The sequence below is a fragment of the Enterobacter sp. Ag1 genome (assembly GCA_000277545.1).
Taxonomy (GTDB): domain Bacteria; phylum Pseudomonadota; class Gammaproteobacteria; order Enterobacterales; family Enterobacteriaceae; genus Cedecea.
Genome location: AKXM01000015.1, coordinates 150,126 through 163,819 on the forward strand (window position 1 = coordinate 150,126; position 13,694 = coordinate 163,819).

Below are 13,694 nucleotides of genomic sequence, written 5' to 3' on the forward strand. Positions count from 1 at the left end.
GGCTCGATCTGGCGGGAAAGTCAGCGATTTGGTGAGAAATTGCCCTTAATGAAAAGGGCAATGGGTTTTAATGGGGCTGAAACTGGTATTCCGTAATGCTGAGATACGTCTCATCCGGTTTTAACCAGCAGTCCGGCTGCGGCCATTCCGGGTTATTTGGGCTGTCCGGCAGGAAGCCGCTCTCCAGCGCCAGACCGTTCCAGTCGCTGTAGCTTTCTTGATCGCGTGCAGGGGTGCCCGCTAGATAGTTTCCGCTATAGACCTGTAGCGCGGGCGCCGTCGTAAACACGTTCATTTCCAGCGCACCGTCGGTGGACCAGAGTCGTGCCACGGGTTGGCTGAGATCGCCTTTGGCCTGCAGCAGGAAAGCATGGTCGTAGCCTTTGGTGATTTGCTGATCGGCGTCGGCCAGAAAATCTTGTGCAAGCGTCTTAGGTTCACGAAAGTCAAAGCTGGTGTCGACTACTTCTTTCAGGTCTCCAGCAGGCAAGCCGCTGGCGTTGACCGGTAAATAGCTGTCGGCCAGCAATTGAAGTTTATGCTGCCGCACATCGCTTTGAACGCGGTCAAGATTGAAGTAGGCGTGATTGGTGAGACCGACCGGGCACGGCTTATCGACGGTGGCACGAAGCTCGATGCTGATGCGGTTATCTTCCGTTAAGGCATAGCGCGCCGTGGTGTGTAATTTACCGGGGAAACCCTGATCGCCGTCGCAGGAATCCAGCGCGTACGTCACAGCCTGCTCATTTTGCACGGCAATGCGCCAGCGGCGTTTGTCGAAGCCTTCCGGCCCGCCGTGAAGCTGATTTTCGCCCTGGTTAATCTCAAGCTGGAGCATTTCACTGCCAACGGTAAGCTTCCCTCCGGCAATACGGTTAGCGTAGCGCCCGACGGTCGCCCCCATAAAGGCACTTTGCTGTAAATACTGCTCAGGCGAAGCGCAGCCCAGCAGCGTTTCCCGCACGCTACCGTCTTTGAGCGGCACCCGACAGGAAAGCAAGGTCGCGCCCCAGTCCATCAGGGTGACAACCATCCCCGCGCTATTGCGCAGGGTGGTAAGCCGAAACGGCTGGCCGTCCGGCGCCAGCTGCGGCGTCTCTTTTAGCATTGACCTGCTCCTTCGGAGGCTTTGCAAACGTAGAAGGTTTCTTTAATCCCGGTTTTGCTCTCGTACTGTTCTTCCACAGCCTGTTTCACGGCCGGAACGAGATCATCGGGCACCAGGGCGACAATACAGCCCCCAAAACCACCGCCGGTCATACGTACGCCACCTTTCTCGCCAATCGTCGCTTTGACGATCTCTACCAGAGTATCGATTTGTGGCACGGTGATTTCGAAATCATCGCGCATGGAGGCGTGAGATTCGGCCATCAGCTGGCCCATGCGAACCAGGTCACCTTTGGCAAGTGCATCTGCGGCTTCCACGGTACGGATATTTTCGGTCAGCACATGACGAACACGTTTGGCAACAATTGGATCCAGCTCGTGCGCTACGGCATTGAATTTTGCCAGCTCAACGTCGCGCAGGGCTTTCTGGCTAAAGAAACGGGCACCGGTTTCACACTGTTCGCGGCGGGTGTTGTATTCGCTACCCACCAGCGTGCGCTTGAAGTTACTGTTGATGATGACTACTGCAGCGCCTTTTGGCATGGATACCGCTTTCGTTCCGAGGGAGCGGCAATCAATCAGCAGGGCGTGGTCTTTCTTGCCAAGGGCGGAAATCAGCTGATCCATAATGCCGCAGTTGCAGCCGACAAACTGGTTCTCTGCTTCCTGGCCATTGAGGGCCAGCTGAGCGCCATCCAGAGGCAGGCGGTACAGATGCTGGAAGACTTTGCCGACCGCGACTTCCAGCGAGGCTGACGAGCTTAACCCTGCGCCCTGCGGCACATTCCCGCCGATCACCATATCCACGCCGGAAAAGTTTTTATCTCGCATTTGCAGATGCTTCACTACGCCGCGAACATAGTTAGCCCACTGTTGCGTGTTATGCGAGACGATAGGGGCATCAAGGGAGAAGCTGTCCTGTTGATTGTCATAATCGGCGGCAACAACTCGCACGATACGGTCGTCTCGTTTGGCACAGCTGATAACCGTCTGGTAATCAATGGCGCAGGGCAGCACGAAACCATCGTTGTAATCGGTGTGTTCACCAATCAGGTTTACACGGCCAGGGGCCTGAATAGCGTGGGTGGCCGGGTAGCCAAATTGTTCAGCGAACAGACGCTGGGTTTTCTCTTTCAGACTCATAATGACGCTCCTGACTGGCGGAAATGGATATCACTGACGGCACGCAAGCGTTCTGCGGCTTGCTCTGCGGTTAAATCGCGTTGGGTTTCGGCCAGCATTTCATAGCCGACCATAAATTTACGTACCGTGGCGCTGCGCAGCAGCGGCGGGTAGAAATGCGCGTGAAGCTGCCAGTGCTGATTGCTTTCACCGTTGAACGGCGCGCCGTGCCAGCCCATTGAGTAGGGGAAGGAGCACTGGAAGAGATTGTCATAGCGGCTGGTGAGTTTTTTCAGCGCTAACGCCAGGTCAGCACCTTGTTCTGCACTGAGGTCGGTGATACGCAGGGCGTGGGTTTTGGGCAGCAGCAGCGTTTCGAACGGCCAGGCTGCCCAGTAAGGGACGACGGCCAGCCAGTGTTCGGTTTCAACCACGGTGCGGCTACCGTCCGACAGTTCACGCTGCACGTAGTCCAGCAGCATTGGGGTGCCCTGGTGGGCGAAATATTCACGTTGTAGGGCATCTTCACGGGCGACCTCATTAGGCAAAAAGCTGTTTGCCCAAACCTGTCCGTGAGGATGTGGGTTGGAGCAGCCCATGGCCGCGCCTTTGTTTTCAAATACCTGAACCCACGGGTATGTCTGCCCCAGCTCAGCGGTCTGCTGTTGCCAGGTTTGTACGACTTCTTCCAGTGCGGGAAGCGTAAGCTCTGGCAATGTTTTACTGTGGTCGGGAGAGAAGCAGATAACCCGGCTGGTACCGCGCGCGCTTTCGCAACGCATCAAGGGATCGTGGTTCGCTGGGGCATCGGGCGTGTTCGTCATCAGCGCCGCAAAATCGTTGGTAAAAACGAAAGTGCCGGTGTACTCGGGATTTTTATCCCCGGTAACGCGCGTATTCCCTGGGCAAAGAAAACAGTCCGGATCGTGTGCCGGAAGTTTTTCTTGCGCAGGGGTTTCCTGCGCGCCCTGCCAGGGGCGTTTCGCCCGATGTGGCGAAACTAAAATCCATTGACCCGTTAGCGGGTTATAGCGGCGATGCGGGTGATCGACCGGGTTAAACTGCTCCATCACATATCCTTAATCTTCATAACCTTGGGGATGGCGTGACTGCCAGCGCCAGGTATCGTCTGCCATTTCCTGCAGCGAACGGCTGACACGCCAGTTGAGTTCTTTGTCGGCTTTGGTGGCGTCGGCCCAGTAGGCCGGCAGATCGCCATCACGACGAGGGGCAAAGTGATAGTTCACCGGTTTACCGCAGGCTTTGCTGAAGGCGTTCACCACGTCGAGCACGCTGCTGCCGACGCCTGCGCCCAGGTTGTAAATATGGACGCCTGGTTTACCGTTCAGTGCCTGCATAGCGGCGACGTGGCCGTCTGCGAGATCCATCACGTGGATGTAATCACGCACGCCGGTGCCATCTTCGGTTGGGTAATCGTTACCAAAGATAGCCAGCGAGTCACGGCGGCCTACGGCAACCTGCGCGATGTACGGCATCAGGTTATTTGGGATGCCCTGAGGATCTTCGCCCATATCGCCCGACGGATGGGCGCCAACCGGGTTGAAGTAGCGCAGCAGCGCAACGCTCCAGTTTGGCTGGGCTTTTTGCAGGTCGGTAAGAATTTGCTCAACCATCAGCTTGCTTTGGCCGTAAGGGCTGGCGGGTTTACCAGTAGGGAAACTTTCTACATAAGGGATTTGAGGCTGGTCGCCGTAAACGGTAGCGGAAGAGCTGAAGATAAAGTTAGTGACATTTGCCGCGCGCATGGCGGCGATAAGCTTCAGGGTGCCGGTCACGTTGTTGTCGTAATACTCCAGCGGCTTATTCACCGATTCGCCGACGGCTTTCAGACCGGCAAAATGGATTACGGCGTCAATACGATGATCGTGGAAAATTTCTGCCAGCAGGGCTTCGTCGCGGATATCACCGTTGATAAACAGCGGATGCTTGCCGCCCAGACGTTCAATTTCTGGCAGTACGCTGCGTTTGCTGTTGCAGAGGTTATCGAGGATCACCACGTCATGACCGTTTTGCAGCAATTGTACGCAGGTATGACTTCCAATGTAACCGCTACCACCTGTGACCAAAACTCTCATTTTTCGCTCCATATAGCCTATGGGTTAAGATAACCATAGCATAACAGATGGCTGAAAAATGTGATATGCACCAGATTAGTGGTATCGTTTACACTGCATCAATAATATGGCTAAAGCAGTATACAAGGCATTGTAAAACAGACTGGTAGAATAAAAGCGTACGGCTATTCCGAAAGTCAGGTCAGGAATAGCCGCCGCGTGTTGCGAGATTATGCGGGAAGAATTTTTTCCAGCTGGTAGCCGTATTTGTCGCCGTCGGGTATGAACGTCAGCCGATGGGTAATGCACTGCGGCGCATCTTCGGCGTGGTGGGACACAAACAGCAGCTGCGTTTCTCCCTCGCCAATCAAAATATCGACAAAGCGGCGTATCAGCTGCCGGTTGAGCGGATCCAGCCCTTGCAGAGGCTCATCGAGGATCAGCAATGTGGGGTGCTTGACCAGCGCGCGGGCGATTAACGCCAGGCGCTGCTGCCCCCAGGACAAACTATGGAATGGCGCATCGGCGGTGGCGTTATCCATCCCTAACATATGCAGCCATTCGCGGGTCAGCTTCTGTTGACGATCCGAAACGGCCTGGTAGATCCCAATGGAGTCAAAATAGCCCGACAGAATAACGTTTCGCACGGTGGTGCTCACGCGGTAATCCAGATGCAGGCTGCTGCTGACGTACCCAATGTGCTTTTTGATATCCCAGATTGTCTCGCCGCTGCCCCGGCGGCGGCCAAACAGCGTCAGATCGTTGCTGTAGCCCTGCGGATGATCGCCAGTGATCAGGCTGAGTAGCGTTGATTTTCCTGCGCCGTTAGGGCCGACAATTTGCCAGTGCTCGCCGGGATTCACTGACCAGCTAAGTTTGTGCAGGATAGGGCGATCGTTGTATTCCACCACGCCATCGTTAAGCACAATACGAGGCTGGTTTTCCGGCAGCGTATAGCGAGCGGACGGATCGTCAGCTTCCGGGAGCGCCACGCCCGCCAGCTTCTCGCTGTGGGCCAACTGAGCGATGAGCGCCTGCTCAAGTAGCGCCTGCTTTTTACCACTTTCTGTCAGCGTGCAGTCCGCCAGCACGCCGGCAAATTGCACAAAATCCGGGATTTCATCGAATCGGTTCAGGACCAGAACCAGGGTGTAGCCTTGGGCGCTAAGCTGCTCGAGAAGGCTTGCCAACTGCTGGCGGGATTTCACGTCCAGCCCGTCGAACGGCTCATCCAGGATCAGCAGTTCTGGCTCTGACATCAACGCCTGGCAAAGCAGCGTTTTGCGCGTTTCCCCCGTCGACAGGTATTTAAAGCGGCGAGTGAGCAAATGTTCAATGCCAAACAGCGCGGCCAGTTCGCCGCAACGAGCCTCATCGACCACCTCTTCCTGTATAATTTCTGCGGTGGTGCGGCCGGTGTCGTCTTCGTCGGCGCTTAGCATATCGGTGTTATTACGCTGCCATTCGTCGCTGACCAGCTTTTGCAACTGTTCAAAAGAGAGATGAGCAATGCGGGTGAAGCCGCAGTGGCGTTCGCCCTTCATGATGGGCAGGCTACCGGCCAGCGCACGGGCAAGAGCGGATTTGCCGCTGCCGTTCGCCCCAACAAAGGCCCAGCTTTCTCCGGCGCGAAGGGTAAGGTCGTTCAGGGTAAGGGTTTTTATGTCGCTAAGGTGAAACGTACCTTGCGAAATTTGCAACGCAGACATGTTTTATCCCATTTTTTGCAGCGATGAGGCTACAGAAATACGGCGTGTCTGCGCTGATGTCAATGAGAAGCGGACTTTTAGCAGAGTGTGGCGACAATCACCCTGTCTGCATTGAAATATGCTGTGACCTTAGCACCTTCTGCCAGCGCCTGTTGTTCTACGTGGATATTCGGCAGGGTGGCGCACAGCGTCTGGCCATCCGCCAACTGAACCAGCACTTCACTTTGTTCTTTGCCCTGCTCAATGCTGCTGATTTTGCCCGGCAACTGGTTATCGGCATTGCCCGCCGCATTAGCATCAGTGGTGACGTCTATCCACGGCGCTTTGATAAGCACCAATACTTCTTTGCCTTCGTCCAGCCCAAGCCGCTCTGCGCTTTGGCGGGTAATCGCCGCTTTCAGACGAGTTTCACCGTCAGCCAGCAGAATATCGACGTGCTGCTGAACCTGTTCGTCATCGCGTTTAAGTACCGTACCAAACAGCTGATTGCGGGCGCTTGTTTGCAGCGAAAAGCGGGAAATGGCGGCGAGCAGACTGTCTAAAGGCAGGGCATCATCCTGCAGAACATCAAAGGCCTTTTGTTGAATTTGCGCGAGCAGATCGTAAAGCTGAATAAGGCGCTCGCCGTACCGTGTCAGGACGGCACCGCCGCCGCCTTTGCCGCCGGTGGCGCGATCAACCAGGCTTGATTCTGCCAACTGGTTCATTTCGTTAATGGCATCCCAGGCGCTTTTGTAACTGATACCCGCCAGTTTTGCACCCTGGCTAATGGAGCCCGTGTGGCGAATTTGTTTAAGCAGCGCAATGCGTCGCGGGTCGGCGAACAGCCGTTGCTGGAGTTTCAGCGTTAATAAAATTTCAGCCTGCATAGTTTCTCCGCGCCGCAAACCGGCTCAGCGTTTCCCTTTGTAATCATGGGGAAAATTATATCAGCTCGCCGCCAGGGGACAAATCGTTCCTGATTGAGCACAGCAATTTCATGGTTACTGTTCGATTATATCGAATTAATAACCAGTTTCTGTCTGTTTATTAGATTTTAATTTTTATTAACCCGGTATTATTCAGAGATTAATTTCATTAAAAGAATAGTTTCATCGTGTCATTACCTTTATTATCCCTGCCGTACATTGGATGACAGCACAGACATTTGTCGGGATTGGGGGCAACTATGAGTACGTCGACAACAAAAGGAAATGAGGCAAAAGATAACCGCTTACTGAACGGTTTTCTTAACGCCATCGAAAAAGCTGGTAACCGACTGCCGGAACCCGCGCTGATTTTCTTCTATTTTTTACTGGTTGTGATGGGGCTATCCGCCGTGCTGTCACAGCTGGAGTTTGACATCGTTAATCCGGTAACGCAGCAGGCCGTGCAGGTCAATAACCTGCTTTCCGCCGAGGCGTTAACGCTTACGCTTTCTACGATGGTGACCACTTTTACCAGCTTTGCTCCTTTAGGCATTGTTCTGGTGGCGATGCTGGGCGTCGGCGTTGCCGAAAGCTCCGGCTTTATTAACGTTGCGCTGAAAAAATGCTGCGCGTTACGCCAAAAAAACTGCTGACGCCGATGCTGATTTTTGTCGCTATGTTTAGCCACGTCGCGGCGGATGCGGGATATGTGCTGGTGATCCCTCTCGGTGCCATTATTTTTATGTCTGCCGGGCGCCATCCTTTGGTGGGGATCGCGGCGGCATTTTCCGGCGTATCCGGTGGCTTTGCGGCCAATATGGTGCCAACGGGGAACGACGCGCTGCTGCAAGGTTTCACCCAGGCCGCCGCTCAGCTGCTCGACTCAACGTATACCGTGAACACGCTGTGTAATCTGTTCTTCGGGATCGGCTCAACAATATTGATTACTCTCGTTGGCTGGTGGGTGACGGAGAGAATCGTCGAGCCCCGGGTCAGTAAAATGGCGGTTGATGGCGACTTTAAGCATGATGAAGATATGTCCAGCGTCACGCCAGAAGAGAGCCGGGCATTCCGTCGTGCGGGGCTGGTGATGCTCCTTAGTTTGCTGGGGCTTGCCGCTGTCGCCTGGCCTGAAAGCTCAACGCTGCGCAGCCCTGAAGGCGCGTTAACCGACTTCGGCGCGCCTATCATGAAGTCAATCGTGCCGCTTATCTTCCTTATTTTTATCCTGCCGGGCATTGTCTATGGTTTTGCGGCAGGTACCTTTAAATCGGGGAAAGACGTCATTGGGGCGATGAACGACTCAATGAGCAAAATGGGTTCTTATATGGTGATGGCGTTTTTCTGTGCGCTGTTTATCAAAGCCTTCAGCGATTCGAATATTGGTACGCTGGTGGCGCTGGCGGGGGCGGACGGCCTGAAAGCCATGGCGCTGCCGGGAGAGGCGACAATCATCGGTATGGTGCTGCTGACGGCGCTGGTTAATCTGCTGATTGGTTCGGCTTCGGCAAAATGGGCGCTGCTGTCGCCTATTATGGTACCGATGCTTATGGCCGTTGGGATATCGCCAGAGCTTACGCAGGCGGCATTCCGCATCGGTGATTCTTCCACAAACATTATCACGCCGATGATGGTGTTCTTCCCGCTGATCGTGATTTACTGCCAGCGCTATGTGAAAGGCGCTGGCGTGGGCACGCTGGTGTCGATGATGATGCCTTATTCTATCGCCTTCCTGGTGAGCTGGAGCCTCTTCCTGCTGGTATGGTGGGGGCTTGAAATGCCGCTTGGTATTGCGGCACCTTATACCTGGTCAGCCGGATAAGCCGAAGCGGGCGGGCAAATGGCACAAAAGGAGAGTGCGTTTTTCTCAACTGACGCTAGAATAATCACTCTCGCTTTTGCCGGAGGCAACTATGTTCGAGTTATTGAAAAGCCTGGTGTTTGCCGTGGTCATGGTGCCGGTTGTGATGGCTGTGATCCTCGGTCTCATCTACGGATTGGGTGAAGTGTTTAACGTCTTTTCAAAAGTCGGTCATCGCGACCAACAGCCGAAACAGCATCACTGATTCCCTGAAGGCCCGGCATTTGCCGGGTTTTCTCTTTCTGCCGCCTTAGCGCCCTCTACATACGCTCTTTCCGTTGATCTCCGTCAAGAACTTTAAAGCCCTTCTTCTTTCTGCCGATAAATTCTGTATCTTCCGCATTGCAATCGTTATATTTCACGTTACATAACGAAACAAACGGAGTGAAAACATGAATCAACGTTGGGTTCGCCTCGCCCTGGGTGCGGCATTATCTGTTTCTCTGGCAGGCCAGGCACTGGCTGAAAGTAGTAAAATTACCGTCTTTGCGGCGGCGTCGTTAACCAATGCGATGCAGGATATTGCCACGCAATATCAGAAAGAGAAGAAAGTTGAGATTGCTGCTTCTTTTGCCTCTTCTTCCACGCTCGCTCGCCAGATTGAAGCGGGGGCGCCGGCCGATCTTTTTATTTCTGCCGATCAGAAATGGATGGATTATGCTGTTGAGAAAGACACCATCAAAACGGACACTCGCGAAACGCTACTGGGTAACAGCCTGGTTGTCGTCGCGCCAACCGCCAGCAAGCAGGGCGACATCACCATTGATGCGAAAACCGACTGGGCATCGCTGCTGAAAGGTGGCCGTCTGGCCGTGGGCGATCCCGATCATGTTCCTGCGGGGATTTACGCCAAAGAGGCGCTGCAAAAGCTGGGCGCATGGGACAGTTTATCCAGTAAACTTGCTCCGGCGGAAGATGTCCGTGGTGCGCTGGCGCTGGTTGAGCGCGACGAAGCGCCGCTGGGCATCGTTTACGGTTCTGACGCCGTCGCTGGAAAAGGCGTAAAAGTCGTGGGCACCTTCCCGGAAGATTCCCACAAGAAAGTGGAATACCCGATTGCGATTGTGAAAGGCCACGATAACCCGTCAGTGACCGCGTTCTATAGCTATCTGAAAGGACCGGAAGCGGCGAAAGTCTTCCAAAAATACGGATTTACGACGAAACAATGATATTGAGCGATCCCGAGTGGCAGGCGGTACTGCTAAGCCTAAAAGTCTCATCTATTGCGGTACTCTTCAGCCTTCCTGTCGGGATCTTCTTTGCCTGGGTGTTGGTTCGTTGCCGCTTCCCGGGCAAAGCCTTGCTCGATAGCCTGATTCATCTTCCCTTAGTCCTGCCGCCGGTGGTGGTGGGCTATTTGCTCTTGGTGGCTTTTGGCCGCCGCGGTTTTATTGGTGCCTGGCTGTATGACTGGTTTGGCATTACCTTCGCCTTTAGCTGGCGAGGGGCGGTGCTGGCGGCGGCGGTTATGTCTTTCCCGCTGATGGTCAGGGCAATCCGCCTTGCGCTGGAAGGGGTTGATCTCCGTCTTGAGCAGGCCGCCAGAACGCTGGGCGCAGGGCGCTGGCGTGTCTTTTGCACCATTACTTTGCCGTTAACGTTGCCGGGTATTATTGCGGGTACCGTGCTGGCCTTTGCCCGCTCGCTGGGCGAGTTTGGCGCGACAATTACTTTTGTGTCCAACATTCCCGGTGAAACCCGAACGCTGCCTTCGGCCATGTATACCCTGATTCAAACCCCCGGCGGAGAAAGCGCCGCCGCACGTTTGTGCCTGATCGCTATCGCGCTGGCGATGGCCTCTCTGCTGGTGGCCGAATGGCTGGCGAGAGTCAGCCGCAAGCGTATGGGGGCAAACTGATGCTGGAACTTAACTTCGTTCAGACGCTGGGTACGCACCGGCTGGAAATCAACGAAACCCTGCCGGGCCAGGGCATCACGGCTGTTTTTGGCGTTTCTGGGGCAGGGAAAACCTCATTAATCAATGTGATTAGCGGCCTGACTAAGCCGGAGAAGGGGCGTATCGTGCTGAACGATCGCGTTCTGAGCGATGCCGAAAAACAGCTTTATCTGCCGCCGGAAAAACGCCGGGTGGGTTATGTCTTCCAGGATGCGCGCCTGTTCCCGCACTACCGAGTTCGCGGCAATTTAAAATACGGCATGGCGAAAAGCATGGCCGGCCAGTTTGATAAGCTGGTGGCATTGCTCGGCATCGAAGAGTTGCTGGAGCGTTTTCCCTGGAGCCTTTCCGGCGGTGAAAAGCAGCGTGTTGCCATTGGACGGGCACTTCTGACCGCGCCGGAACTGCTGCTGCTGGACGAGCCGCTAGCCTCTCTGGATATTCCCCGTAAACGTGAATTGTTACCTTATCTCCAGCGGCTCGCCCGCGAGATCAATATTCCCATGCTGTACGTGAGCCACTCGCTGGAGGAAATCTTACATCTGGCGGATAAAGTGCTGGTGCTGGATGCGGGAAATGTTAAAGCGTTTGGTAACCTTGAAGAGGTTTGGGGCAGCAGCGTGATGCATCCGTGGCTGCCTAAAGAGCAGCAAAGCAGCGTGCTGAAAGTGACCGTGCTCGAGCATCATCCTCATTACGCTATGACGGCGCTGGCGCTTGGCGATCAGCACCTGTGGGTGAACAAAATCGACAAACCGGTGCAGGCCCCACTGCGCATTCGCATCCAGGCTTCTGACGTCTCGCTGGTGCTTCAGCCGCCGGTTAACAGTAGTATTCGTAACGTGCTGCGGGCAAGGGTTGCCCAGTGCTTTGACGACGAAGGGCAGGTGGAGGTTCAGCTCGAAGTGGGCTCCCGCACGCTGTGGGCGCGCATCAGCCCCTGGGCCCGGGACGAACTGGCGGTAAAACCCGGCCAGTGGCTGTATGCGCAAGTGAAAAGCGTGTCGATCGCAACCTGATTACAGCACGTACTTATAAAGCGTTTCGGCGATTCCGGTTTCCAGATTCGTGCCGATAGTTATATCGGCGCGGGATTTAATTGCGTCGTCAGCATTGCCCATGGCCACGCCCATCCCGGCGCTTTCCAGCATGCTCAGATCGTTGTAGTTGTCACCGAACGCAATCACCTGATCCATGGCCAGACCCTGAGACGCTACCCACTGAGCCAGACGGGCGCCTTTACTGTTGCCTCGCTGGGCGACGTCAACCTGATCGTGCCACGACCACTCGCAGGAGAGATCCAGTTCGCGCTCTACCTCAACGGTAAACTGCTTGAGCTTAGGAATATCTGAATCCGTCAGGGCGAATTTCCAGATAGCCTCCACATCCTGAGCCGCCTCTTTGAGTGAAGGCACGCTACGGAAAACCGGCCGCTGCTGTTCAGGTAATGATTGCGCCCAGGTTTGGGTGCGGGCGACGTGGGCCTTGACGTGTTCTGAGCTTTCGAGATAAAGCATCGCATCGTCGACGTACATCAGGCCATGTACCCGGTGAGCTGCCAGTAAATCCACCATTTGTGCGGCCTGCTCCGGGCGAAGAGGATCGGACGCCAGAACCTTTTTTGCATGATAATCATACAAATAAGTGCCATTACAGCAAATTGCAGGTGTATCCAAAGCCAGTGCCTGATAAAAAGGATGTATGGCGACATGATGGCGACCCGTTACGATAACCACTTTCACGCCCGCTTCGCGAGCTTGCTGAAGGGCCGTAATGGACTCCGGGAGAATGGTTTTTTGCGGGGTCAGTAGGGTGCCATCGAGATCGAGAGCAATTACGCGATAACTCATTTAGGGTTCCAGTCATTATTCATAAGGTTCGTTCCGATGGTACACCGCTCACGCTATAGCGCAAAATAGCTCGCGCCGTGAGCCGGCCTTATGATGCTTACTTACGACGTCAGGAGGAAAGTAAAGTCATGAAACAGACAGTTTATACCGCCAGCCCGGAAAGCCAGCAGATCCACGTCTGGACGCTGCATGCCAGCGGTGAAATGACCCTTGTGCAGGTGGTTGATGCCCCAGGGCAAGTTCAGCCGATGGTTATCAGCCCGGATAAACGCTTCCTTTACGTTGGCGTGCGCCCCGAGTTTCGCGTAGTGGCTTACCGCATTACGCCGGATGATGGCTCTCTGACAGAGGCTGGCGTGGCACCTCTGCCGGGCAGCCCAACCCACATTTCTACCGATCGCAAAGGCCGCTTTCTGTTCAGCGCGTCATACAACGCGGCAAACGTGGCGGTGATTAGCCTTGAAAACGATGGCCTGCCGGGCGAAACCGTCGATGTGGTTGAAGGGCTGGACGGCTGCCACTCAGCGAATATTTCCCCGGATAACCGCACGCTCTGGACGCCTGCGCTGAAGCAGGATCGTATCTGCCTGTTCACGCTGTCCGATGACGGCAAGCTGGTGGCGCAAACGCCTGCTGAGGTCACGACGGTTGAGGGCGCAGGCCCGCGCCACATGGCATTTCACCCGAACCAGCAGTATGTGTATTGCGTGAACGAGCTGAACAGCACCGTTGATGTCTGGGAACTGCGCGACCCTCACGGCAAAATTGAATGCGTGCAGACGCTGGACTTTATGCCGCCAGGTTTCACCGGTACCCGCTGGGCTGCCGATATCCACATCACCCCGGACGGTCGCCATCTTTATGCCTGTGACCGCACCGCCAGCATCATTACCGTCTTCAGCGTTTCCGAAGATGGCAGCGTGCTGAATATCGAAGGCTACCAGCCTACGGAAGAGCAGCCTCGCGGCTTCAACGTTGACCACAGCGGTAAGTACCTGGTTGCCGTTGGGCAGAAATCCCATCATGCCGCCGTGTACAAAATTAACGGCGAGCAGGGGCTGCTGGAAGAAAAAGGCCGCTACGCCGTCGGGCAGGGCCCAATGTGGGTTGTGATTAACGCGCACTGATTGTCAGCCATAAAAAAACCTCGCCGCGGCGAGGTTTT

The 13,694-nt window shown here is 55.1% G+C and carries 12 protein-coding genes and 1 pseudogene; 6 read left to right on the forward strand and 7 right to left on the reverse strand.

Annotated features, from left to right (window positions below; translation table 11 throughout):
- Positions 1 to 67: 67 nt before the first annotated feature.
- The 6 genes from galM to modE all read right to left on the reverse strand — a co-directional run bounded on the left by galM (position 68) and on the right by modE (position 6,882).
- Positions 68 to 1,108, reverse strand: coding sequence for a galactose-1-epimerase (gene galM / locus A936_RS07390; protein ID WP_008456187.1), 1,041 nt, complete (start codon positions 1,106 to 1,108; stop codon positions 68 to 70).
- Entirely contained in the window at positions 1,102 to 2,250 is a 1,149-nt protein-coding gene (galK, locus tag A936_RS07395; RefSeq protein WP_008456188.1) for a galactokinase, read from the reverse strand. The genes galM and galK overlap by 7 nt, the downstream gene beginning before the upstream one ends.
- Complete coding sequence (galT, locus tag A936_RS07400) at positions 2,247 to 3,299, reverse strand: galactose-1-phosphate uridylyltransferase (RefSeq protein WP_008456190.1); 1,053 nt, start codon at positions 3,297 to 3,299, stop codon at positions 2,247 to 2,249. The genes galK and galT overlap by 4 nt, the downstream gene beginning before the upstream one ends.
- A 9-nt stretch (positions 3,300 to 3,308) precedes the next feature.
- Positions 3,309 to 4,325 carry a UDP-glucose 4-epimerase GalE gene (galE, locus tag A936_RS07405; RefSeq protein WP_008456192.1) on the reverse strand — a complete coding sequence of 339 codons (1,017 nt, stop codon included), beginning with the start codon at positions 4,323 to 4,325 and terminating at the stop codon, positions 3,309 to 3,311.
- Between the two features lie 209 nt (positions 4,326 to 4,534).
- Positions 4,535 to 6,013 carry a molybdate ABC transporter ATP-binding protein ModF gene (modF, locus tag A936_RS07410; RefSeq protein ID WP_008456204.1) on the reverse strand — a complete coding sequence of 493 codons (1,479 nt, stop codon included), beginning with the start codon at positions 6,011 to 6,013 and terminating at the stop codon, positions 4,535 to 4,537.
- Positions 6,014 to 6,090: 77 nt separating this feature from the next.
- Positions 6,091 to 6,882 (reverse strand): molybdenum-dependent transcriptional regulator, encoded by a 792-nt coding sequence (gene modE / locus A936_RS07415; RefSeq protein ID WP_008456206.1) that lies wholly within the window; start codon positions 6,880 to 6,882, stop codon positions 6,091 to 6,093.
- A 299-nt stretch (positions 6,883 to 7,181) separates the two neighbouring features.
- Between modE and A936_RS07420 the strand changes: the two are divergent.
- From A936_RS07420 to modC, 5 genes and pseudogenes are all read left to right on the forward strand, one after another.
- A pseudogene (locus A936_RS07420) lies at positions 7,182 to 8,743 on the forward strand (AbgT family transporter).
- Positions 8,744 to 8,834: 91 nt separating this feature from the next.
- Positions 8,835 to 8,987, forward strand: coding sequence for an AcrZ family multidrug efflux pump-associated protein (locus A936_RS22660; RefSeq protein WP_008456213.1), 153 nt, complete (start codon positions 8,835 to 8,837; stop codon positions 8,985 to 8,987).
- 187 nt (positions 8,988 to 9,174) lie between these two features.
- Entirely contained in the window at positions 9,175 to 9,951 is a 777-nt protein-coding gene (gene modA / locus A936_RS07430) for a molybdate ABC transporter substrate-binding protein (RefSeq protein ID WP_008456214.1), read from the forward strand.
- On the forward strand, positions 9,948 to 10,640 hold the full coding sequence (modB, locus tag A936_RS07435; protein ID WP_008456216.1) for a molybdate ABC transporter permease subunit: 693 nt from the start codon (positions 9,948 to 9,950) through the stop codon (positions 10,638 to 10,640). The genes modA and modB overlap by 4 nt, the downstream gene beginning before the upstream one ends.
- Positions 10,640 to 11,698, forward strand: a complete 1,059-nt coding sequence (gene modC, locus A936_RS07440; RefSeq protein ID WP_008456221.1) for a molybdenum ABC transporter ATP-binding protein ModC — start codon at positions 10,640 to 10,642, stop codon at positions 11,696 to 11,698. The genes modB and modC overlap by 1 nt, the downstream gene beginning before the upstream one ends.
- Here the strand turns inward: modC and A936_RS07445 are convergent, their stop codons facing one another.
- Positions 11,699 to 12,529, reverse strand: coding sequence for a pyridoxal phosphatase (locus tag A936_RS07445; protein ID WP_008456224.1), 831 nt, complete (start codon positions 12,527 to 12,529; stop codon positions 11,699 to 11,701). It lies immediately after the preceding gene.
- Positions 12,530 to 12,657: 128 nt separating this feature from the next.
- Here A936_RS07445 and pgl point away from each other — a divergent pair, with 128 nt between their 5' ends.
- The gene (gene pgl, locus A936_RS07450; protein ID WP_008456226.1) at positions 12,658 to 13,656 is read left to right on the forward strand and encodes a 6-phosphogluconolactonase; all 999 of its coding nucleotides are present in this window, start codon (positions 12,658 to 12,660) and stop codon (positions 13,654 to 13,656) included.
- Positions 13,657 to 13,694: the final 38 nt, after the last annotated feature.

Bases quoted from the DNA above. Each gene is read 5' to 3' on its own strand.
- galM (WP_008456187.1), bottom strand. From the start codon at position 1,108: ATGCTAAAAGAGACGCCGCAGCTGGCGCCGGACGGCCAGCCGTTTCGG.
- galK (WP_008456188.1), bottom strand. From the start codon at position 2,250: ATGAGTCTGAAAGAGAAAACCCAGCGTCTGTTCGCTGAACAATTTGGC.
- galT (WP_008456190.1), bottom strand. From the start codon at position 3,299: ATGGAGCAGTTTAACCCGGTCGATCACCCGCATCGCCGCTATAACCCG.
- galE (WP_008456192.1), bottom strand. From the start codon at position 4,325: ATGAGAGTTTTGGTCACAGGTGGTAGCGGTTACATTGGAAGTCATACC.
- modF (WP_008456204.1), bottom strand. From the start codon at position 6,013: ATGTCTGCGTTGCAAATTTCGCAAGGTACGTTTCACCTTAGCGACATA.
- modE (WP_008456206.1), bottom strand. From the start codon at position 6,882: ATGCAGGCTGAAATTTTATTAACGCTGAAACTCCAGCAACGGCTGTTC.
- A936_RS22660 (WP_008456213.1), top strand. From the start codon at position 8,835: ATGTTCGAGTTATTGAAAAGCCTGGTGTTTGCCGTGGTCATGGTGCCG.
- modA (WP_008456214.1), top strand. From the start codon at position 9,175: ATGAATCAACGTTGGGTTCGCCTCGCCCTGGGTGCGGCATTATCTGTT.
- modB (WP_008456216.1), top strand. From the start codon at position 9,948: ATGATATTGAGCGATCCCGAGTGGCAGGCGGTACTGCTAAGCCTAAAA.
- modC (WP_008456221.1), top strand. From the start codon at position 10,640: ATGCTGGAACTTAACTTCGTTCAGACGCTGGGTACGCACCGGCTGGAA.
- A936_RS07445 (WP_008456224.1), bottom strand. From the start codon at position 12,529: ATGAGTTATCGCGTAATTGCTCTCGATCTCGATGGCACCCTACTGACC.
- pgl (WP_008456226.1), top strand. From the start codon at position 12,658: ATGAAACAGACAGTTTATACCGCCAGCCCGGAAAGCCAGCAGATCCAC.